This is a genomic window from Jannaschia maritima, from assembly GCF_030973515.1.
Classification (GTDB): Bacteria; Pseudomonadota; Alphaproteobacteria; order Rhodobacterales; family Rhodobacteraceae; genus Jannaschia; species Jannaschia maritima.
Map to the genome: position 1 here is coordinate 138,599 of NZ_JARGZA010000002.1, position 20,935 is coordinate 159,533.

At 68.1% G+C, this 20,935-nt stretch carries 20 protein-coding genes and 1 tRNA gene; 12 read left to right on the forward strand and 9 right to left on the reverse strand.

The genetic code is table 11. From position 1 onward, the window contains the following. Nucleotides 1-9 precede the first annotated feature (9 nt). A complete protein-coding gene (locus P0084_RS02300) occupies nucleotides 10-1,590 on the reverse strand; it encodes a L,D-transpeptidase family protein (protein ID WP_308915183.1) in 1,581 nt (526 codons plus the stop codon). Between the two features lie 271 nt (nucleotides 1,591-1,861). Between P0084_RS02300 and P0084_RS02305 the strand changes: the two genes are divergently transcribed. After that, a complete protein-coding gene (locus P0084_RS02305; RefSeq protein WP_308915184.1) occupies nucleotides 1,862-2,440 on the forward strand; it encodes a YcbK family protein in 579 nt (192 codons plus the stop codon). 49 nt (nucleotides 2,441-2,489) lie between these two features. On the opposite strand, the gene P0084_RS02310 is transcribed toward P0084_RS02305, so the two are convergent. From P0084_RS02310 to ypfJ, 4 genes are all read right to left on the reverse strand, one after another. Next, entirely contained in the window at nucleotides 2,490-3,578 is a 1,089-nt protein-coding gene (locus tag P0084_RS02310; protein WP_308915185.1) for an ABC transporter ATP-binding protein, read from the reverse strand. A 51-nt stretch (nucleotides 3,579-3,629) separates the two neighbouring features. After that, nucleotides 3,630-4,055, reverse strand: coding sequence for a hypothetical protein (locus tag P0084_RS02315; RefSeq protein WP_308915186.1), 426 nt, complete (start codon nucleotides 4,053-4,055; stop codon nucleotides 3,630-3,632). A gap of 95 nt (nucleotides 4,056-4,150) precedes the next feature. Next, a tRNA-Leu gene (locus P0084_RS02320) sits at nucleotides 4,151-4,235 on the reverse strand. 40 nt (nucleotides 4,236-4,275) lie between these two features. Then, nucleotides 4,276-5,172 (reverse strand): KPN_02809 family neutral zinc metallopeptidase, encoded by an 897-nt coding sequence (ypfJ, locus tag P0084_RS02325; RefSeq protein WP_308915187.1) that lies wholly within the window; start codon nucleotides 5,170-5,172, stop codon nucleotides 4,276-4,278. A 75-nt stretch (nucleotides 5,173-5,247) separates the two neighbouring features. Here ypfJ and P0084_RS02330 point away from each other — a divergent pair, with 75 nt between their 5' ends. Both P0084_RS02330 and P0084_RS02335 read left to right on the forward strand, forming a co-directional pair. Further along, a complete protein-coding gene (locus tag P0084_RS02330; RefSeq protein WP_308915188.1) occupies nucleotides 5,248-5,826 on the forward strand; it encodes a YqaA family protein in 579 nt (192 codons plus the stop codon). Further along, entirely contained in the window at nucleotides 5,823-6,299 is a 477-nt protein-coding gene (locus P0084_RS02335) for a disulfide bond formation protein B (RefSeq protein WP_308915189.1), read from the forward strand. Before P0084_RS02330 ends, P0084_RS02335 begins: the two co-directional genes overlap by 4 nt. Here the strand turns inward: P0084_RS02335 and P0084_RS02340 are convergent. Further along, entirely contained in the window at nucleotides 6,286-6,564 is a 279-nt protein-coding gene (locus P0084_RS02340; RefSeq protein ID WP_308915190.1) for an usg protein, read from the reverse strand. The two genes, P0084_RS02335 and P0084_RS02340, sit on opposite strands and share 14 nt — an antisense overlap. A 173-nt stretch (nucleotides 6,565-6,737) precedes the next feature. Here P0084_RS02340 and gyrA point away from each other — a divergent pair, with 173 nt between their 5' ends. From gyrA to gluQRS, 4 genes are all read left to right on the forward strand, one after another. Then, complete coding sequence (gyrA, locus tag P0084_RS02345; RefSeq protein WP_308915191.1) at nucleotides 6,738-9,488, forward strand: DNA gyrase subunit A; 2,751 nt, start codon at nucleotides 6,738-6,740, stop codon at nucleotides 9,486-9,488. Nucleotides 9,489-9,603: 115 nt separating this feature from the next. Continuing rightward, a complete protein-coding gene (locus P0084_RS02350) occupies nucleotides 9,604-10,425 on the forward strand; it encodes a LysR family transcriptional regulator (RefSeq protein ID WP_308915192.1) in 822 nt (273 codons plus the stop codon). A gap of 262 nt (nucleotides 10,426-10,687) precedes the next feature. After that, nucleotides 10,688-12,064 carry a methylenetetrahydrofolate--tRNA-(uracil(54)-C(5))-methyltransferase (FADH(2)-oxidizing) TrmFO gene (gene trmFO / locus P0084_RS02355; protein ID WP_308915193.1) on the forward strand — a complete coding sequence of 459 codons (1,377 nt, stop codon included), beginning with the start codon at nucleotides 10,688-10,690 and terminating at the stop codon, nucleotides 12,062-12,064. Then, nucleotides 12,025-12,894, forward strand: coding sequence for a tRNA glutamyl-Q(34) synthetase GluQRS (gene gluQRS / locus P0084_RS02360; protein ID WP_374213579.1), 870 nt, complete (start codon nucleotides 12,025-12,027; stop codon nucleotides 12,892-12,894). The genes trmFO and gluQRS overlap by 40 nt, the downstream gene beginning before the upstream one ends. Before the next feature lie 12 nt (nucleotides 12,895-12,906). Here gluQRS and P0084_RS02365 read toward each other — a convergent pair whose 3' ends face one another. Continuing rightward, nucleotides 12,907-13,167 (reverse strand): BolA family protein, encoded by a 261-nt coding sequence (locus tag P0084_RS02365; RefSeq protein WP_308915195.1) that lies wholly within the window; start codon nucleotides 13,165-13,167, stop codon nucleotides 12,907-12,909. Nucleotides 13,168-13,242: 75 nt separating this feature from the next. On the opposite strand from P0084_RS02365, the gene P0084_RS02370 reads away from it, so the two are divergent. Together P0084_RS02370 and cobS are read left to right on the forward strand one after the other, a co-directional pair. Further along, nucleotides 13,243-13,860, forward strand: a complete 618-nt coding sequence (locus tag P0084_RS02370; RefSeq protein WP_308915196.1) for a J domain-containing protein — start codon at nucleotides 13,243-13,245, stop codon at nucleotides 13,858-13,860. 110 nt (nucleotides 13,861-13,970) lie between these two features. After that, the gene (cobS, locus tag P0084_RS02375; protein WP_308915197.1) at nucleotides 13,971-14,957 is read left to right on the forward strand and encodes a cobaltochelatase subunit CobS; all 987 of its coding nucleotides are present in this window, start codon (nucleotides 13,971-13,973) and stop codon (nucleotides 14,955-14,957) included. A gap of 52 nt (nucleotides 14,958-15,009) precedes the next feature. Here the strand turns inward: cobS and P0084_RS02380 are convergent, their stop codons facing one another. After that, nucleotides 15,010-16,023 (reverse strand): hypothetical protein, encoded by a 1,014-nt coding sequence (locus P0084_RS02380; RefSeq protein WP_308915198.1) that lies wholly within the window; start codon nucleotides 16,021-16,023, stop codon nucleotides 15,010-15,012. A 128-nt stretch (nucleotides 16,024-16,151) separates the two neighbouring features. Here P0084_RS02380 and cobT point away from each other — a divergent pair, with 128 nt between their 5' ends. From cobT to P0084_RS02395, 3 genes are all read left to right on the forward strand, one after another. Then, the gene (gene cobT / locus P0084_RS02385) at nucleotides 16,152-18,023 is read left to right on the forward strand and encodes a cobaltochelatase subunit CobT (protein WP_308915199.1); all 1,872 of its coding nucleotides are present in this window, start codon (nucleotides 16,152-16,154) and stop codon (nucleotides 18,021-18,023) included. 84 nt (nucleotides 18,024-18,107) lie between these two features. Further along, on the forward strand, nucleotides 18,108-19,889 hold the full coding sequence (locus P0084_RS02390) for an aminopeptidase P family protein (protein ID WP_308915200.1): 1,782 nt from the start codon (nucleotides 18,108-18,110) through the stop codon (nucleotides 19,887-19,889). Then, on the forward strand, nucleotides 19,868-20,260 hold the full coding sequence (locus P0084_RS02395; RefSeq protein WP_308915201.1) for a DUF427 domain-containing protein: 393 nt from the start codon (nucleotides 19,868-19,870) through the stop codon (nucleotides 20,258-20,260). The genes P0084_RS02390 and P0084_RS02395 overlap by 22 nt, the downstream gene beginning before the upstream one ends. A gap of 129 nt (nucleotides 20,261-20,389) precedes the next feature. On the opposite strand, the gene P0084_RS02400 is transcribed toward P0084_RS02395, so the two are convergent. Then, a complete protein-coding gene (locus P0084_RS02400; RefSeq protein ID WP_308915202.1) occupies nucleotides 20,390-20,842 on the reverse strand; it encodes a GatB/YqeY domain-containing protein in 453 nt (150 codons plus the stop codon). Nucleotides 20,843-20,935 lie beyond the last annotated feature (93 nt).

Here is a 20,935-nt window from a genome sequence, read left to right on the forward strand (position 1 = left end):
GCCGGTGGGTTAGCTCCGGCCCGGCGTCAGGTCCACCCCGGCCGCCCGCAAGGCGGACATCACCGCCCGGTCCCTTCCATAGGGGTCGCCCCGGTAGTTCGCGCGCCCGTCCGGCGTGACCCAGGCCGACCAATAGACGAGGTGCACACCGACCGGGGTGTCCAGGTCGACGCGCCGTTCCGCCCCGGTCGCGCGGATGCGGTCGAAAGCGTTCCGCGGGTCGGCTTCCTGGGGGGCCAGAAGGTGGGCCGCCAGCTCCGCCGGACGGGCGACGCGGACGCAGCCGTGGCTGAAGGTGCGGACGTCGCGCGCGAACAGAGACTTCGACGGCGTGTCGTGGAGATAGATGTTGTACTTGTTGGGGAACATGAACTTGACCTGCCCCAGCGCATTCTTCGGCCCGGGCGGCTGGCGCAGGCTGAAGGGGAACGTGCGCGCGGTGTAGGCAGCGAAGTTCACGGCGCCGCGGTTCACGCGACCCTTCGACGAGTACACCTCCAGATGGCGCGCGCCCCCGCGCTTCAGCGCGGGAAGGTACTCCTTCGTGGCGATGGAACGGGGCACGTACCAGGATGGGTTCACCACCATGTGGGTCATGGTATCGCTGAACTCGGGCGTGCGGCGATCCGCGCTCTCTTTGCCGACGACGACGACCGTGTCGAAGGTGACGATCCCGTCGTCGACCACATAGGCGTGCTGCTCGGCGATGTTGACCAGCACGTGGCGTCGTTCCAACGGCTTGTTCATCCATCTCTGCCGTTCGAGGTTCAGGATCACCTGCGCGAGGCGATCCTCCAGGGGGACGTTGATCGCATCGATGGTGCCCTGACCCGCGATGCCATCGGCCGTCAGCCCATGATCCGCCTGGAAGCGTTCCACGGCGCGCTCCATCGCCGTGTCGTATTCTGCCGTGATGGTACGGCCCAGATAGCCCATCGCGTGCAGTCGATCCCGCAGTGCCACCACGGCACCACCCGTATCTCCCGGCCGCAGCTTGCCCGCCGGCACCGGGGGGCCCCAGCCCCCCGCCCGCGCGACGCCATCCAACCGCATCTTCTCGCGCAATAAAGCCGTATAGGCCCGGGTCGCGGGCTGGAAGCTGCGCAGGACGGCATGGGGATCGCCGGTCGCGAAGGCATGCAGGTCGCTTGTCAGATCACGCGTGGGCACCTCGACCACGATGGTGGGATCGACCCGCTTCGGATCCAGCACTCCGGAGCCCACGTCACGTGCGTACTGCAACAACGAACCCGTCAATCGGACGTCGAGGCGGCCGAGGTCGGTACCGGACCTGACGTCCCGGAACGCGGCACGCAGGGCTGCGGCATCGTAGCGATCCGCCGGAAGGCCGTGATCGCCGGCACGTTCCAGGACGGACAGGAACGCGGCCCGACGCTCCCCCGCACCGGGCCCGAACCACAAAGGGGCGAAGTCGCGGTCGCGATAGAACGCGGCCATCGCCGGGTCATCGGCGGAGGCGATCGCCACCGCATGCTGGCGCGGCGTGAAGGTGAACTCCGTGTTCGCCGTCGCGGATCCGGGCAGCGAGGCAATGAGCAGGACGGCAGTCAGGGCAAGGCTTTTGATCATCGAAACTTCCTGGAAGGCAACCGATACAGCGTGCGTTCCGTCCTCTCATCTGTCCATTCACGTTTGGTTAATCCACTTGACCTAGGCAAATGGGCAACAGGGTTAAGCCGGCAGCAAGCACGACACTGCCGACATGCGAGGTTCCCGCAAAACGGTATCTCCCGACGCGCATTGCCCGAATCGCCGGGATGTGCATCATGGTTACCGTCACATGGGGATGTGGACACAGCAGGCCGCGTAGACGGCCGAAGATAATGGGGCATACGTGACGATGACAGACGACACCGGTGCGTCCGGCGCTTTGCTTACGCGGCGCGGATTACTTGGGGCCTTCGCCGCGACTGCGGTGTGTGCGGCGCCGACGTTCTCGAAGGCGGCGGGGTTCCTGCGGGGGGCCGGCGACGTCCGAACCCTCTACATGAACAACGCCCGCACGGGCGAGACGATGAAGACGATCTACTGGATCGAAGGCAAATACATCGGCGAAGCGTTGAAGGAGACGAACTTCTTCTTCCGCGATTGGCGCCGGAACGAGGTCAAGGGCATCGACAACCGGACCATCGACATCATCGCCGCGACCCACCGGCTCGTGGATGCGACGGAACCGTTCCTGCTCCTGTCGGGCTACCGTTCGCCTGCGACGAACCAGATGCTGCGAAGCAAGGGGCGCGGCGTCGCTCGGAATTCGCTTCACATGCAGGGCAAGGCCGCGGACCTTCGGCTGCCGTCGCGATCGGTCCGTCAGGTCGCACGCGCGGCAGCGTCCTGCGCCGCGGGCGGGGTCGGCAAGTACACCGGTTCCAACTTCACGCATGTCGATTGCGGTCAGGTCCGCGCCTGGGGGCGCTGACGCGTAGCGACCCGTGCCAGGGTCTGGAAACGTATCGGGGCACGGGGGCTCACGTAACGTGCGCCGCCCTGCCCCGCCGCCTGAACACGAAGCAACGGTCCCGCCGAATCGACAGCCACAGAGCCGTGCCGGGCTTCGGCAGGAAGACGGCCGGCACGGTCGCGGTAACGGCACGGGCGTCGATATCGGTGCGGAACTCGACCAAGCTCTCCTTCCCCAGGAACCGCGAACGGATGACCCGGGCGCGTGCCGGCGTCCCGTCGCTCGGCGTCGGACGAGGCCCGGCACCCTGACGATCGAAGTCGATGCGAACATGCTGGGGGCGGAACACGATGTCCACCTCCGTACCGTCCGGAAGGCCCGGCGCCAGGAACCGTCCGAAGGGCGTGTCGGTCAACGCACCGCGAACCGTTCCGGGCAATACGTTGACGTCACTGAAGAACGCCGCCGCCTCCAGGTCGGTCGGCTGGTTGTAGATGTTGTAGGGGGCCGCGCGCTGCACGATCCGCCCGCTTCGCATCAATGCGATCTCGTCGGCCATGCGCATCGCCTCGTCCGGTTCGTGCGTGACCAGCAAGACCGCGGTGCCCTCCTCCTTCAACAGGGCCAGCGTGGCATCGCGGATGCCGTCGCGCAGGCGGTTGTCCAAGCCCGAGAACGGTTCGTCCATCAACAGGACGCGGGGCGACGGAGCCAGCGCACGGGCCAGGGCCACGCGTTGCTGTTCACCCCCTGACAACTCGTGAGGGTATCGATCGGCATGACGTGCGAGGCCGACCCGATCGAGGAGGTCGACGATCCTGGCAGGGTCCCGGGCCGTCAGTCCAAAGCCCACGTTGCGGGCCGTGGACAGGTGCGGGAACAACGCGAAGTCCTGGAACATAAGTCCCACGCCTCGCGCCTCCGGCGGCAGGAAGGTGCGGCCGTCGCTGACGGTTCGTCCACCGAGTCGGACCCGACCCGCATCGGGCCGATCGACGCCCGCGATCAGACGAAGGGTCGTCGACTTGCCGCAGCCCGAGGGGCCAAGGAGGCAGGTCACGGCGCCGGACTGCACCTCGAGGTCGATGGCGTCCACGACGGGCACGCCATCGATCCGCCGGGTCAAACCGTTGATCTGAAGGGCTGGGGGCGTCACCGGTTATTCCGACCGTTTCCGTCGGATGCCCCTAGCAGCGCGTCGAGGTCGTTACAACGCGCCGGACCTCTTCTCCGACCGCGCATAGATCCAGATCAGGCCCGACAAGGCGATCAGGAGGAACGAGACCGCTGCCGCCAGCGTCGCATCCGTGAGCGCCCAGACCGGTGGCGCCGCGAAGCCATGCGCCCAGACGACGAGGACGATGAACGTCAGGAACGACAGACCGAACATCCAGACCGATGCGCGCACGCTCGCCAACAGGCACAGCGCCCCGACGAGGGCCAGGGTCGCATGGATCGCCCAGACCCCATGGACCCAGGGCGGCAGGGATTCCAGCCATTCGATCTGCGCCTGCGGATAATGCGCGAGCCAGCCCCATTCGAGCCCATAGCTCACGAGGACGTACTCGATCATCGACACGATCCCCCAGACCAGCGAGACCAGTCCCATGATATAGAAGTGCCAGCGGCGCATCGTGCCTCCCAAGACGTCGTGTTGGGGCGATGTAGCACGCCCGACCACGGGCACAAACGATCAACGTGCGATGGGCACAACTGTTTTCGGGGGTCTGGTACCCGTGGCCGGACTCGAACCGGCAAGCCTCGCGGCGGCGGATTTTGAATCCGCTGCGTCTACCAATTCCGCCACACGGGCCCCTGCCCGACCGCTTACTGAGGACGGCCCCCGGCGTCAATCACAGCCGCGTGGCCGAGAACGTGTCGCAAGCGGTCAGATCTGCGGAGCGGTAGCCCGTATCGAACCAACGCGCGCGCTGCTCGGACGTGCCATGCGTGAACGTATGGGGGGCGGGCACCCGGCCGGCCCGCCGTTGGAGGTAATCGTCCCCGATGCGATGGGCCGCGTTTATCGCCTCCTGGATGTCGCCGCGTTCCAGTATGTCGAAGCGCTCGTCCGCCAGACGGGCCCAGATCCCGGAATAGCAGTCCGCCTGCAGTTCGATCCGGACGGAGACCGCGTTCGCCTCCGCCTCCGGCGCCTGAGCGCGGATCCGGTTGGCCTGTTCCAGGATGCCCAACTCGTCCTGGACGTAATGGGCGACCTCGTGCGCAACGACGTAGGCGGCGGCGAAGTCGCCGCCCGCTCCCATCTGGCGTTCGAGGGTCGTGAAGAACGCGGTATCCAAGTACGCCTTCTTGTCCGCCGGGCAATAGAACGGGCCCGTGGCACCCGATGCGTTCCCGCACGGGGACGGCGTGACGCCATCGAACAGCACCAGCGTCACGGGAACGTAAGACGCGCCCAACTGTTCGCGGAAGATGCCGGACCAGACCGCCTCCGTATCGGCCAGGACGACGGATACGAACTGCCCCATCTCCCGATCGGCCTGTGTTGCCGGGCCTGTCCCTGTCGGAGCGGACTGAGTCTGCACGTATCCGTCACCGCCCACGAGGCCCAGGAAGGGTCGGACGTCGATGCCCAGGACCCAGCCGACGACGAGGATCGCGATCAGACCGAACCCACCGATCCCGCCGGCCCGTGCCGCGCCGCGTCTGCCCCTCCGAACGATGCGGCCGCCCTGACCGCGGCGATCCTCGATGTTGGCGCTGCCGCGCCGACCTCTCCAGCGCATGAGCTGCTCCGTCCCCGTTCGTGCTCGGCGTCAGCGCGCTTGACCCGCCCTGGGTTCCGTGGGACCGCAGCGCGCATGATCCGCCGCCTCTACGACTGGACCATCGCGTGGGCCGCCCATCCCTATGCGCTGTGGGTGCTGGCGGCGGTCAGCTTCATGGAATCGTCGTTCTTCCCGATCCCGCCCGATGTCCTGCTGATCCCGATGGTCCTGGCACGTCCGTCGCGCGCCTGGTTGATCGCGGGGGTGTGCACCGCGGCCAGCGTGGCGGGCGCGGCCCTGGGCTATGCGATCGGCTTCTTCGCGTACGAGGCGGTGGGGGCCCCGATCCTAGCGGCCCTGGGCAAGGAGGCCGGGTTCGCGGATTTCCAGGCCCTCTACGCCGAATGGGGCATCTGGGTCGTGCTGGCCGCAGGCGTGACCCCGTTCCCGTTCAAGGTGGTCACGATCATGTCGGGACTCGTCGCGTTCCCGCTCCTGCCCTTTCTCCTGTCGGCGGTCGTCGCGCGCGGCCTTCGCTTCTTCCTCGTCGCGGCATTGCTGTGGCGTTTCGGCGACCCCGTGCGCGAATTCATCGAACGGCGCCTGGGCCTGGTCTTCACATTGGGTCTGGTCGCGTTCTTCGGCGGCTTCATGGCCTTGGGCCTGCTATGACGCGTTGGATCGTCCTCGCGACCGGGGGCCACGTCGCCTTGCTGGGGGGTGCGTACCTCTTCCAGTTGGCGGGCTACGCGCCCTGCACGATGTGCCTGTGGCAGCGCTGGCCCCATGCGGTGGCCATCGTCCTGGGTGTCATCGCACTGGCCGGTCCGGCGCCACGCATCGCGGCGGGGTTGGGTGCGCTGGCGGCTCTGACGACGTTCGGCATCGGGTTCTATCACGCCGGGGTGGAACAGGGCTGGTGGCCGGGTCCGTCGTCCTGCAGCGGAGGGGGAAGCTTGTCCGACCTGTCGGCCGACGCCCTCCTGTCCACCGAGGTCAGCGACACGGTCGTGATGTGCGACGACATCGTGTGGCAGCTCGGCCTGACGATGGCGGGGTGGAACGGCGTGTTGTCGCTGGGTCTGGCCGCGATCTGGACGATCGCGGTGACCCGAGGTGCCCGCATGCGCCTCAGTGCAGGGTGAACTCGCCCACCACGTTCCGCCACTCGCCGGTCGCGATCCGCTTGCGATGACTGAACCGGATCGAATGGAGCGCGCCGTCGATCTGTTCCTGCCAGTACTCCACGAAACGGAACAGTCGGGGGTGATCGGGGGCCAGGTCGTAATCCTGCCAGACGAAGGTGTTCAGCACGTGCGGATGGTCCGGCATGTGATAGAACATCTCGGCCGTGGTGAGCCCATAGCCCTTCAGCATCAGCTCCGTCTCAGAGCGGGTCGTCGAGTCCATCGCATGCCTCCTGTGTCCGATCACTCGACCCTGAGGCGTTTGCGTTAACGGTCAATGATTCCGTCGTCGAAAACCCACCCCACGCCCGCGAAACGACCGGGGGATGCGTTGCTGATACGTCGCACATCGCCTATATGTATGGCACTGGATCGGGGCATTACGGAGAGTACGGAATGAACGACGGCGACGGGACGACGGACGATTCCCCACGCGCGGTGATGCCGCACGAAGGGCCGCAGGTCAGCATCGTGGACGAGATGCGGACCTCGTTCATCGACTATGCGATGTCGGTCATCATCAGCCGTGCGATCCCCGACCTTCGCGACGGGCTGAAGCCCGTTCACCGCCGCATCCTCTACTCGATGCATGAAACGAACAACACGCACGACAAGTCGTACCGCAAGTCCGCCCGCCCTGTGGGCGACGTGATGGGCAAGTACCACCCCCATGGCGACGGCGCGATCTACGACGCGCTGGTACGGATGGCGCAGGACTTCTCTATGTCGTTGCCGCTGCTGGACGGCCAAGGCAACTTCGGGTCCATGGACGGCGACAATCCGGCGGCCATGCGGTACACGGAAGTGCGGATGGCGCGTCCGGCGCAGTCGCTCCTGGCCGACATCGGTCAGGATACGGTCGATTTCCAGCCGAACTACGACGGCAAGGACCCCGAACCCACCGTTCTGCCCGCGCGCTTCCCCAACATGCTGGTGAACGGTGCGGGCGGCATCGCGGTGGGCATGGCCACGAACATCCCGCCCCACAACCTGGGCGAGGTCGTGGATGCGACCCTCGCACTGATCGAGGACCCCGACCTGACGTCGGAGCAATTGAACGAGATCGTACCCGGTCCCGATTTCCCGACCGGCGCTTTGATCCTCGGACGGTCCGGAATCCGCAAGGCGTACATCGAGGGGCGCGGCAGCGTGATCGTCCGTGCGAAGACACATGTGGAGGAACGCGGCAACAACCGCGCGGCCATCGTCGTGGACGAGGTGCCGTACCAGGTGAACAAGGCCATGATGGTCGAGAAGATCGCCGAGGCCGCGAAGGAGAAGCGGATCGAGGGGATCGCCGGGGTCGCCGACGAATCGGACCGCGTGGGCATCCGGGTCGTGATCGACCTCAAGCGCGACGCGACGCCGGACGTCGTGCTCAACCAGCTGTTCCGCTTCACGACGATGCAGACGTCGTTCCCCTGCAACATGCTTGCCTTGAACGGCGGACGTCCGGAGCAGTTGACGCTGCGGGCCTTCCTGACGAACTTCTTGGCCTTCCGGGAGGAGGTCGTCGCCCGCCGTACCGCGTTCGAGTTGAACAAGGCGCGCGAGCGGAGCCATGTCCTGTGCGGCCTGGCCGTCGCCGTCAGCAACGTCGACGAGGTGGTGGCGACCATCCGGTCGTCGGCCGACGCGGCCGAGGCGAGGGTGAAGCTGATGGAGCGACGGTGGCCCGCCGAGGAGATCGCGCCCTACATCCGCCTGATCGACGATCCGACCCATACGATGAACGACGACGGCACCTACAACCTGTCGGACGTCCAGGTGAAGTCGATACTGGAGCTTCGCCTCCAGCGGTTGACCCAACTCGGCGTGAAGGAAGTGACCGACGAGCTCGAGGAGCTGGCCGCGCGGATCAAGGACTTCCTCGACATCCTGTCCAGCCGCCGCCGCATCCTGGACATCATCGCCGACGAACTGCGCGAGGTCCGCGACCGTCACGGCGTCCCCCGCCGGACCGAGATCACGGAATGGTCCGGCGACATGGAAGACGAGGACCTGATCGAGCGGGAGGACGTGGTCGTCACGATCACCGCCTCCGGCTACGCGAAGCGCACCCCCCTGGCCGAGTACCGCGCGCAGAAACGTGGTGGCAAGGGGACCGCTGGCATGGCCACGAAGGAGGAGGACGTGGTTACGACCCTCTTCGTGGCGAACACGCACACGCCGCTGCTGTTCTTCACGACCGACGGGATGGTCTACAAGCTGAAGACCTGGCGCCTGCCGCAAGGGGGCCGAACGGCGAAGGGAAAGGCGCTCGTCAATCTGCTGCCCATCAAGGTGGGCACCGGCATCGCCGCCGTCATGCCGGTCGACCGGGACGAGGCGGATTGGGGCGACCTGCAGGTCGTGTTCGCCACCGACCACGGCACGGTGCGGCGCAACGCGCTGTCGGACTTCGCGAACGTCATGCGCAACGGCAAGATAGCCATGAAGTTCGAGGGCGAGACCGAGGGGTGGCGCATGATAGACGCGCGCATCGCGTCGAACGACGACGACGTCATGCTGTTCACCCGGTCCGGCCGGGCCATCCGCTTCAGGGCCACGGACGTGCGCGTGTTCAACAGCCGGGCATCGGTTGGCGTGCGCGGCATCCGGTTGGGCGAGGACGATGCCGTCGTGTCCATGGCCGTCATCCGCCGTTTCGAAGCGGCTCCGGACGAGCGCGCGGCCTATCTGAAGATGCGCCGCGCGATGGCGGGCCTGGCCGACGACGTCGATGCGGTCGCGGACGACGAGGATGGAGCCGAAGCCCGCAGCGACTTCTCGATGGAACGCTACTCGGAGATGTCGGCGGCCGAGGATCTGATCGTGACGATCACCGAGAACGGGGCCGGCAAGACGTCGTCCAGCCACGACTACCCCCTGCGGGGACGGGGCGGCATGGGCGTCGCGGCGATGGATCGGGCGATGCGCGGCGGTCCGATCGTCGCCGCCTTCCCGGTGGAGGCGGACGACCAGATCATGCTGGCCACCTCGACGGGCCAATCGATTCGCTGTCCCGTCGACGGGATCAGCTTCCGGTCGCGGGTCGCGGGGGGCGTTCGGGTCTTCCAGACGCGGGGTGGTGAACGGGTGGTGTCCGTGGCCCGCGTCGCGGATCAGCAGGACGAGCTGCCGATGGAAGGGGACAACTTGGGGTAGCATTCCCCTTGCCAACGCGGCGCCGTCGTTCGTATTGGTCCCAGACCGCGCAAATGCGGGTTTGATAGCATGAAAGGCGCCGGTCTTCTGGGTTGGGGGGCCTAGCGGTGTCGCGATGGACAACTGGGACGACCTCAAATTCGTGTTGGCGATGATGCGGCATGGAACCATGTCCGCCGCTGCCCGATACCTGAACACCAACGTCGCTACCGTATCGCGCCGGCTCGAACGCATGAGCCAGACGTTGGAGACACCCTTGTTCGAGAAGCGCGGCCAGAACTTCGTACCCACGGAGGCGGCGGAGCGTTTGGGTGCCCTGGCCGAGGATCTCGATCAGCGGTTGCGCGGAACGCTGTCGGGGCTCCACGCGGACGATCAGGAAGCGCAGGTGCCCTTGGAACTCGCGGCCCCGCCCGCGGTCCACGAACATTATTTGCTGCCCCGCTTGAACGCGCTGGTGAATTATCTCCCACAAGTCATGCTGACCCTGACGGACAAGGTCTTCGCGCAGGGCCTGGGCGAGGCGGACATCCAGATCCGCGTCGGCCGTCCGGAAGGCGGGCGGCTCAAGGCACGAAAGTTCCGCGACTACGCCCTGCGGGTGTACCACCGTGACGATCGCCCCCTGGACCACAACTGGATCGGTCTGTCGCAGCGCTATCCCGACAGCGACTACCTTCGCAGGATCCACAAGGGCGCCTCCGACCAACCCCGGTTCCGGGTGGAGGAGATGCCCATGGCGTATCAGACGGCGCGGGAGACGGGGATGCCGGCCCTTCTGCCGGACTTCATGATACGGGAGGGCGACGGATTGGTCCTGGCCGACTTGGGCGAGAACGCGCTGCCCGGGGAACTTTGGATCACCTACCATGAGACGCGGCACGGGGACGCCACGTTGCGGTCCGTCGTGGACTGGCTGTGCAAGGCGGCGAACTAACTTCCGTTGCCCGCATCGCGCGAACTGGGGTTTGCGCACTTGCGGGTATCGTGGACCGATCGGTCGCCCCTATCCATACGACATCGCGACAGGCACCTGTCCCCGGGGTCCCGACTGCCACCGTCGCCGCATTGGGCCGATTGATCGGCATCGTCATTTCCGAGCGTTCCGCACGCCTTCGTGCAAGGTCATGGCCGCCCCATCCGGGCGGCCTTCTTCGTTTCGCCTTCCGCCGGGGCGATCCGGCCCCTATGTCCCCGGCATGACCGATATCCTGAACATCGTCGGCGGAGGCATGGCTGGGTCCGAAGCCGCGTGGCAGGCCGCCCGGGCGGGCCTGCGCGTCCGTCTGCACGAGATGCGACCAGCGGTCGCGACCTTCGCGCATCGGACCGGCGACCTGGCCGAGATGGTCTGCTCGAACTCGTTCCGGTCCGACGACGACGAACGAAACGCGGTGGGCCTACTTCATTGGGAGATGCGGGCCGCGGGCAGCCTGCTGATGGCTATGGCCGAACGCCATCGCCTGCCCGCCGGCGGTGCGCTGGCGGTGGACCGCGACGCCTTCTCCGCGGCCGTGACGCAGGCGATCCGGGACGAGCCGTTGATCGAGGTGGTGGAGGGCGAGGTCACCGCCCTGCCCCGCGACGGCCATTGGATCATAGCCACCGGTCCCCTGACCGGCACCGCCTTGGCGGCTTCCATCGCGGCGGAGGCGGGACAGGATCACCTGGCGTTCTTCGACGCCATCGCGCCCATCGTCCACGCCGACAGCATCGACATGTCCGCAGCCTGGCGTCAGTCCCGGTACGACAAGGGCGAGACGGAGGAGGAGCGGACGGCCTATATCAACTGCCCGATGGACCGCGACACCTACGAGGCGTTCATCGATGCGATGCTGGATGCCGACACCGCCGCCTTCAAGGACGGCGAGGAGGGCTCCGCCACCGGCGCGACACCGTTCTTCGACGGGTGCCTGCCCATCGAGGTCATGGCTGCGAGGGGGCGCGAGACGCTGCGGCATGGCCCGATGAAGCCCGTGGGCCTGACGAACCCTCACGCTCCCGATGCGAAGCCCCACGCGGTCGTGCAGTTGCGGCGGGACAACGCGCTGGGCACGCTCTACAACATCGTCGGTTTCCAAACGAAGATGAAGTACGGCGCGCAGGCTGCGGTGCTCCGCATGATCCCGGGGCTCGAGGACGCGCGCTTCGCCCGGCTAGGCGGGATCCACCGGAACACGTTCATCAACTCGCCGACGCTGTTGGACGACCGGATGCGCCTCCGGAGCCGTCCGAACATCCGCTTCGCCGGGCAGATCACCGGGGTGGAAGGGTACGTCGAATCCGCCGCCATGGGTCTTCTGGCCGGACGCATGGCCGCGGCGGAGATGACCGGGACCGCGCTGCCGCCCGTACCGCAGACGACGGCGATGGGCGCGCTGCTGATGCACATCACCGGCGGCGCGGATGCCAGGACGTTCCAGCCGATGAACGTGAACTTCGGCCTGTTTCCCCCGGTCGATGCCAGAGGCGGCCGCCGCGGCCGGGCGGTGCGGTACAAGATGTACACCGACCGCGCGAAGGCGGATTGGTCGGGATGGCTGGAAGGCACGGCCGCCCCCCTGGCGGCGGAGTGACGCGCACCCGCTTCGCCCCCTCCCCTACCGGGCCGCTGCATCTGGGCCATGCCTGGGCCGCCATGGTGGCGTCGGACCACGGCGCCATGCACCTGCGGATTGAGGATATCGACCCGCAGCGGTCGAAGCCCCGGTGGGAGGATGCGATCCACCGTGATCTGGATTGGCTGGGACTGGAGGTGGTCCCGCCCCCCATGCGGCAGTCCGAACGGCTCAGCGCCCATGCCGATGCCCTCGACCGCTTGTGGGCCTCGGGCGTCCTCTATCCCTGCACCTGCAACCGCCGGGACATCCGCGACGCTCTCGGCGCCCCACAGGAAGGCGTCCCGGTGCACGGCCCCGACGGGGTGATCTATCCCGGGACGTGCCGCGCACGGTCACGTGCGGGGCCGCGCCCCCGCGACCTGGCGCTGCGCTTGGATGCCGCTGCCGTCACCGAACCTTTGGCCTGGAACGACGAACGGCTGGGGCCGCATGCGATGGGCGCCGACACCTACCGCGATGCCGTGGGGGACGTCGTCGTGGCACGCCGCGACTTCGGGACCAGCTATCACCTGGGCGTCGTCGTGGACGATGCGGCGCAAGACATCGGCCTGGTCACGCGGGGCGAGGATCTGGCCGACGCGACGCCGATCCACGTCCTGCTGCAGCGGCTGCTCGGTCTGCCGACGCCGGCTTACCACCATCACGACCTCGTCCGGGATGCGACCGGCAAGCGCCTGGCCAAACGGGACGACGCGCGGGCCCTGTCGGAATACCGGGACGCGGGATGGAGCGCGGAGGCCGTGAAGGCATACCTGCGCCGAAGTCGGATCGCGCCGGATCCCTGATGGCCGCGTCCGTCAGCCGGGCGCGTCGAGATCCAATGCCAACGCGTGAATGCGCGGGACCACGTCGCCCAGCGCGGCGTGGACCATCCGGTGCCGTTGCACCCGCCCCACGCCCGCGAAGTCGACCGACCGCAGCACCACGCGCCAATGGCTCTGCCCCGACCCGTCGTCGCCGGCATGGCCCGCGTGGTGCGCGCTCTCGTTCACGACCTCCAGGGTGTCGACGGCGAAGGCGTCCTCCAGCCGGTCGCGGATCGTCGCCGCCAGTTCCATGAAAATCCGCCCCCGCCTCTTCCCTATCCGGCCCCCATGACTAGACTGTGCGCCCTGCGACCGGAAGGGGGCCCCATGAGCAAGAGCGATCCGTTCGGCTTCGACATGCGTGTGTCGAGCGCCAAGAAGAAGGGCGGCACCCGCGGCCGCCGGGGCATGTCCGGCGCGTTCGAGACGTCGACCCGCGTATGCGAGCACGAGGGCTGCCAGGAACCCGGACAGTACCGCGCGCCCAAGAGCCGGGACACCAGCGACGACTACTTCTGGTTCTGCAAGGATCACGTGCGCGAGTACAACCTGAAGTGGAACTTCTTCGACGGTGCAACGGAGGCCGAACTCGCGCAGAAGATCAACGACGACCAAGGTCCGACGCAGCCGTTCCGCAAGTCCGTCGAACAACGGGCCTGGGCCCGCCTGGGAATCGAGGACGCGCATCAGGTCCTGGGCGGTAACGCGACACAGAACCCCGGTCGCGCCCGCACGGGCCGTCGCCTGCCCCCGACCGAGAAACGCGCCATCGCGATCCTGGAGGTCCGCGACGACACCGCCAAGGCCGACATCCGCAAGGCGTACAAGAAGCTGATTAAGGTCCTGCATCCCGACATGAACGGCGGCGACCGGTCGCAGGAGGAGCAGTTGGCCGAAGTCGTCTGGGCCTGGGATCAGATCAAGGACAGCCGCAACTTCAAGTGATTGCGGGCCGGCGGGGGCGGCTCCGTCGCGGCGAAACGGCGCCCCCGCGCCCCTTGCCGCGCGGAACGGGATGTTGCATTGCCGCCCGGGATCCACGGAAGGACGGATACATGGCCGACGGAAGCATGGCACCGGATGCGCAACCGAACCACGACATCGCCGTGCGCGATGCCTTCGGGATCGACAGCGACATGGTCGTCAAGGGCTTCGCCGAGCCGGCGGAACGCACGCCCGCCATCGACCCCACCTACCGCTTCGACCCAGACACGACGCTCGCGATCCTGGCGGGGTTCGGCTGGAACCGTCGCGTCATGATCCAAGGCTATCACGGCACCGGCAAGTCTACCCATATCGAGCAGGTCGCCGCGCGCCTGAACTGGCCATGCGTCCGGGTGAACCTCGACAGCCACATCAGCCGGATCGACCTGATCGGCAAGGACGCGATCAAGCTGAAGGACGGCGTCCAGGTCACCGAGTTCCACGAGGGGATCCTGCCCTGGGCGCTGCGCAACCCCGTGGCCATCGTCTTCGACGAATACGACGCCGGACGCGCCGACGTGATGTTCGTTATCCAACGGGTCCTGGAATACGACGGCAAGCTGACCCTGATGGATCAGAACGCGATCATCACGCCGCACCCGTCCTTCCGCCTGTTCGCGACGGCGAACACCGTCGGCCTGGGCGACACGACGGGTCTGTATCACGGCACGCAGCAGATCAACCAGGCGCAGATGGACCGCTGGTCCCTGGTCGCCACGCTCAACTACCTGCCGCACCAGGCGGAAGTCGACATCGTCCTGGCGAAGAACCCGGACTGGTCCGACGACGCGGGCCGCCGGACGGTGCAGCAGATGGTGACCGTCGCGGACCTGACGCGCACGGCGTTCATGGCGGGCGACCTGTCGACCGTGATGTCGCCTCGCACGGTGATCGCTTGGGCGCAGAACACCCGCATCTTCGGCGACGTCGGCTATGCCTTCCGCCTGACCTTCCTGAACAAGTGCGACGAGTTGGAGCGCGAAACGGTGGCCGAGTTCTATCAGCGCTGTTTCGATGAGGAGTTGCCGGAAAGCGCGGCCAGCGCGTCGCTGGGCTAGGCCCGGACGACGCGATGGGAAAGGGCGGCCCCAACGGCCGCCCTTCGCATGATCAGCGTGCGTTCATCTGGCGGATGAACTGCTCCGCCGACAGCCCCTGCGGCAGCAGGATCACCGTCGATCCGTCGGGGCGGCGCTGCATCGTGGCGCGCGGCTGCTGACGCTGGCCGTCCTGCAGGGCGCGCTGCTGCTGCGCCTGCGCGTTCGCCTGCTGGCGGAACTGATCGAACTGCCGGCGTTCGCCCATCATCTGCCGGGCCGCGGCGGCGCGCATCTGGGTCATTCCGCTCACATAGCCCTGGCGGTATCCCTGCTCGAACATCTCGCGGGCGAACTCCTCCACGTCGAACTGGAAGCCCGACGAGGTGGTGATCGTCCCGTCGGATCCCGGCATCATCGCGTCTCCGCCCGTGCCGCCGATCGTGGCCATGTCCATCGCGCGGTCCGTGCCCTGCTCGAACTGCCGGTCATCGCCTGCGATTGTCGTGTCGGCCTGCAGGTCCGGTCCGTCGCCCAGGGGCGTGGTGCGGTCGTCGTCCGACGTGGCGGAGGCGTTCGCCGTGCCGGAAGCATCGGGGACGATGCGGGCGGCGTCGCGGTCGTCGTCCAGGGTGGCGGCCTGCGCCTCCTGTGCCCGGTGGACCGTGGTGGCGTCGTTCGTGGATCCCGCCTGCAACGTCGCGGCATCGTCCGCGCGCAGCTCGGTCGCGACCCCGTCCCCCAGCGCGCTCGCATCCGCATCGGCGCGCTGCGCCGCGTCGGGCGTGACGACCTTCGGGCCGCTGACGCCGTCCGCGCCGACCTGCGCCTGCGCGTCGCGCACCGGATCATCGGACTCCGCGATCGCGGCGGCGGTGCGCGCAGGCAGGCCGTCCGATCCGTCGGCATGGCTGTCGAACGTGACCGCGCCGCGACCGTCCGTCTGGATGATGCGGACGTTCGGGCGGCTGACGTCGCCCCAGGTCCCTTCGTTCGACTGCAACCCGGTCCCCGCATTCTGCGCGAAGGCCGGGGCGGCGAAGGTCAGCGCGGTGGCGGACAGCAAGGTGGCGATACGTGTCATCATGGTCGAACCTCTCCCGTGTTTCGGTCGGACATGCCGATACCCCTTGAACCCGGAGGATTCCCAAAGGGTTGCAATCCCCCTTTCGGCCCGCATTGCGCCCGCCCCCGGATCGCGTATGGGTGCGGGGCATGAGCAAGCCGCCCGACAATCCGGCCGACCCGTTCAAGAAGGCCCTGGCCGAGGCCACGAAGGTCCTCGCCGACGACGCCGAACTCGGGGTCAGCTTCAGCGTCGACCCCCCGGGCCGGACGAACGACAGCGTGCGGCTGCCGCAGGTCACGCGCCGCATGACCCGCGACGAGGTGCTGCTCGCCCGCGGCACGGCGGACGCCTTCGCCCTGCGCCATCGCCACCACGACAGCGGCGTCAACGCCCGCTACCTGCCCCAGGGCAACATGGCGCGCGAGCTCTACGACGCGATGGAGACCGCGCGCTGCGAAGCCATGGGTGCCCGCGCCATGCCCGGCACGGCCGGCAACATCGACGCGAAGATCGGCGCCGATGCCACCCGCCGGGGATACGGCGAGATCACGGAGAAGGCGCAAGCCCCCCTGGCCGCCGCGGCCGGATACTGGATCCGCCAGCGCGCCACGGGCCGCCCCCTGCCCCAGGCGGCGCAGAACGTGCTCGACCTATGGTCCGACTTCATCGACGGCGCCACGGGCGACAAGGGCGCGTCCCTGGACGACATCCTGCACGACCAGCAGGCCTTCGCGCGGCTCGCGCGGCAACTCATCGACGACCTGGGATACGGCGACCAGTTGGGCGACGACCCCGACCGCGACGACGACGACGCGCAGGACGAAGGCCAGCCGGAGGAGGAGGACGAAGAACCAGATTCCACGGGCGACGACGACGACCAGGAGGAGGCCGAAGCCTCTCCCGAATCCAGCCAGGAGGATCAGCAGGATCCGTCCCAGGCGGAAGTGTCGATGGACGACATGGCCGATCAGGAAGGCGCGGAGGAAGCGGACGTCCCGGACGCCGAACAGGCGACCGAGCTGCCGCCCCCCAACCCCGTCAGCGAGGCCGATCCCGACTACGAGGTGTTCGAGGATGCCCACGACGAGATCGTGGACGCCGCCGACCTGGCCGAACCGGCGGAGCTGGAACGCCTGCGGGCATATCTCGACCAGCAGCTCGATCCCTTGAAGGGTGCCGTCAGCCGGTTGGCGAACCGGCTCCAGCGACGTCTCCAAGCGCAGCAGAACCGATCGTGGGAGTTCGACCTCGAGGAAGGGCTGCTCGACGCCGGACGCCTGGCGCGCGTGGTCGCCAACCCGACCACGCCCCTGTCATTCAAGATGGAACGCGACACGGAGTTCCGGGACACCGTGGTCACACTTCTTCTCGATAATTCGGGCTCCATGCGGGGCCGTCCGATCAGCATCGCCGCGATCTGCGCCGACGTGCTGGCCCGCACGTTGGAGCGTTGCGGCGTCAAGGTCGAGATCCTGGGCTTTACCACCCGGGCGTGGAAGGGTGGACAGGCGCGCGAGGCCTGGCTGAAGGCCGGGCGCCCCGCCGCCCCCGGCCGGCTGAACGACCTGCGCCACATCATCTACAAGTCCGCGGACGCGCCATGGCGGCGCGTTCGTCCGAACCTCGGCCTGATGATGAAGGAAGGCCTCCTGAAGGAGAACATCGACGGCGAGGCGCTGGAATGGGCGCACCGCCGCATGGTGAACCGGCCGGAAGCGCGCAAGATCCTGATGGTCATCTCCGACGGCGCGCCGGTGGACGACAGCACGCTGTCCGTGAACCCCGCGAACTATCTCGAAAAGCACCTCCGCGACGTCATCGCCATGGTGGAACGCCGCAAGGCGGTCGAGCTTCTCGCCATCGGCATCGGGCACGACGTCACGCGCTATTACGACCGTGCGGTGACGATCACCGACGTGGAACAGCTGGCGGGCGCCATGACGGAACAACTCGCGGCCCTCTTCGACAGCGATCCGCGCGCCCGCGCGCGCGTCATGGGGATGCGCCGCGCGTCCTGAGGGATCGGCCCACGCCCGGCCGTGATCGCCGGACGCGATCCCGGCACCTCCCGCAGCGGGCCGACCGACCGGAAAAGGAAGCCCATGTTCCAGACCTTCGACACCCCCACCGATCCCGCCGCGTCGGCCGACCGCATCGCCGCCCTGCGCGGTTGGATGGCGGACCGCGACCTGGACGCCATCCTGATCCCCCGCGCCGACGCGCATCAGGGGGAGTACGTGGCCGCCCGGGACGAGCAACTGGCCTGGGCGACGGGGTTCACGGGTTCGGCGGGCTTCGCCGTGGTCATGGCCGAACGCGCGGCGCTGTTCACGGACGGGCGCTATACCCTGCAGGTCCGCCAGCAATCGGATGCGGCGATCTTCGAGTACGTCGACTGGCCCGCCACGTCGCTGACGGATTGGTTGAAGGACGCTCTGCCCCGGGGGCGCTTGGGCCTCGATCCCATGCTCCACACGATCGATCAGGTCGCGGCCCTGCGAAAGCTGAACGGGGTGGAGGTCGTGACGGACGGCAACGGCATCCCCGACATCTGGACCGACCGGCCCGACCGGCCCGCCGGAACCGCCACCGCCTGGCCCGTGGAACTGGCGGGCAAGGGGGACGAGACGAAGCGCGCCGAGATCGCCGGGGCGATCCGCGACGCCGGCGCCACGGCCGCGGTGCTGACCCTGCCCGACGGCATCTGCTGGCTCCTGAACATCCGCGGAACGGACCTGCCCCGCTATCCGGTTGTGCAGTGCTTCGCCGTGATCCACGACGACGCCCGGGTCGACCTGTTCACCGACCCCGGGAAATTCGACGATCTGGGCCCCGACCCCGCCATCGCCCTGCACGACTGGGACGCCTTCCTCCCCGCGCTCTCCGCTTTGGACGGCCCCGTCCTGGTCGATCCCGCCACCGCGCCCCATGCCGTCGCGACCGCCTTGGGCGACACGGCCGTCATCCACGCCCCCGACCCCTGCGCCCTGCCCAAGGCGTGCAAGACCGACGCCGAACTGGACGCGACGCGCGAGGCGCATCTCCGCGACGGCGCGGCGATGGTGCGGTTCTTGCACTGGCTCGACACCGAACGGACTCCCGACACGACCGAGATCGACGTCGTGCGCGCCCTGGAAGGGTTCCGCCGCGACACGAACGCCTTGCGCGACCTGTCCTTCGACACGATCTGCGGCAGCGGCCCGCACGGCGCGATCGTCCATTACCGCGTGACCGAGACGACGAACCGGACGTTGGACGCCGACACCGTGCTGCTGGTCGATTCGGGGGGACAGTACCTGGACGGCACCACCGACATCACCCGAACCGTTCCCCTGGGCGATCCGCCGCACGGCATCCGCCACGCCTTCACCCGCGTCTTGCAGGGCATGGTCGCGATCAGCCGCGCACGCTTCCCCAAGGGGGTCGCGGGGTGCCACCTCGACGCCCTGGCCCGCGCGCCGCTTTGGGCGGAGCACCGCGACTACGACCACGGCACGGGTCACGGGGTCGGCGTCTATCTCGGCGTGCACGAAGGCCCGCAGCGCCTGTCGCGCGCGAGCACGGTGCCCCTGCGGCCCGGCATGATCGTGTCGAACGAGCCCGGATACTACCGCACGGACGAATACGGCATCCGGATCGAGAACCTCGTCGTCGTGCAGCCGATGGCTCCGCCGCCCGATGGGGACGCCCGCGACATGATGGGGTTCGACACGCTGACCTACGTGCCCATCGACCGCCGCCTGATCGTGACGGCGCTGCTGTCGCGCGACGAACGCGACTGGATCGACGCATACCACGCCCAGGTGCTTGACCGCGTCGGCCCGCGCGTGGACGGTGCCCCCCTGCGCTGGCTGCGCGCCATGTGCACGCCGCTGGACGACTGAACACGGGACACGGCACAGGGGGAAGCACCATTGCCCATATCGAGATCACGGATGCGGGCGGCGTCTGGACGGTCCGCACGCCGGACGGCGTCCTGGTCGAAAGCCGGGCGGCCAAGATGCTGCACGAAGGATCGTACGCCCCGGTCGTGTACTTCCCGCCCGAGGACGTGGCCATGGCGCTGCTGGAACGCTCCGACAAGACCACCACCTGCCCCCACAAGGGTGTGGCCAGCTACTACGACTACGTCGGCCCGGCCCAGCGCATCGCGGACATCGCCTGGTCCTACGAGGCGCCGGACAAGGACGACGCTCAGCCCGTCGCGGGCCATCTGGCGTTCGACGGGGGCAAGGCCACGGTGGAGGAGCTGTAGCGCGGCCTCGCGGACTCGAGCGGGACATCCCCGGGCCCGCCCCGGGGGCCTCCCCTCACCGTCCGGATCATCAGACCCGACGCGGACAGTCCATCCCCCGCCCGCGCAGGGTGACGGCGCGCGGGCGCATCACCCCAACCGCGACTTGATCGCCGATCCGGCCGCGCCGAAGTCCATCTGCCCCGCGTGCTTCGCCTTCAGGTGGCCCATGACACGGCCCATGTCGCGGATGGTCGTGGCGCCCGTTTCCGCGATGGCGGCGTCGATCGCGGCCTCCACCTCGGCCTCGGTCAGCTGCCGCGGAAGGAACTCCTCGACCACCGCGATCTCGGCGCGTTCCTTCTCGGCCAGCTCCAGCCGCCCGCCCTCCTCGTAGGCGCGGGCGCTCTCCTGCCGCTGCTTGACCATCTTCGACAGGATCGCCGTCGCCTCCGCATCGCCGACCTCCCGGCCCTCCGCGCGCAGGGCGATGTCGCGATCCTTCAGCGCGGCGTTGATCAGCCGCAGCGTGCCCAGCCGCACGGCGTCCTTTTCGCGCATCGCGGCCTTCAGCGCCGCCTGCAACCGTTCCCGCAGGTCCATCCGGTCCACCCCGTTCCCAAGTCAGGGGGCCACCTAATCCCAAGCGGGACGGGCTTCAACGCCTCCCGCGCGCCTTGACGCCCCCGGCCCGTC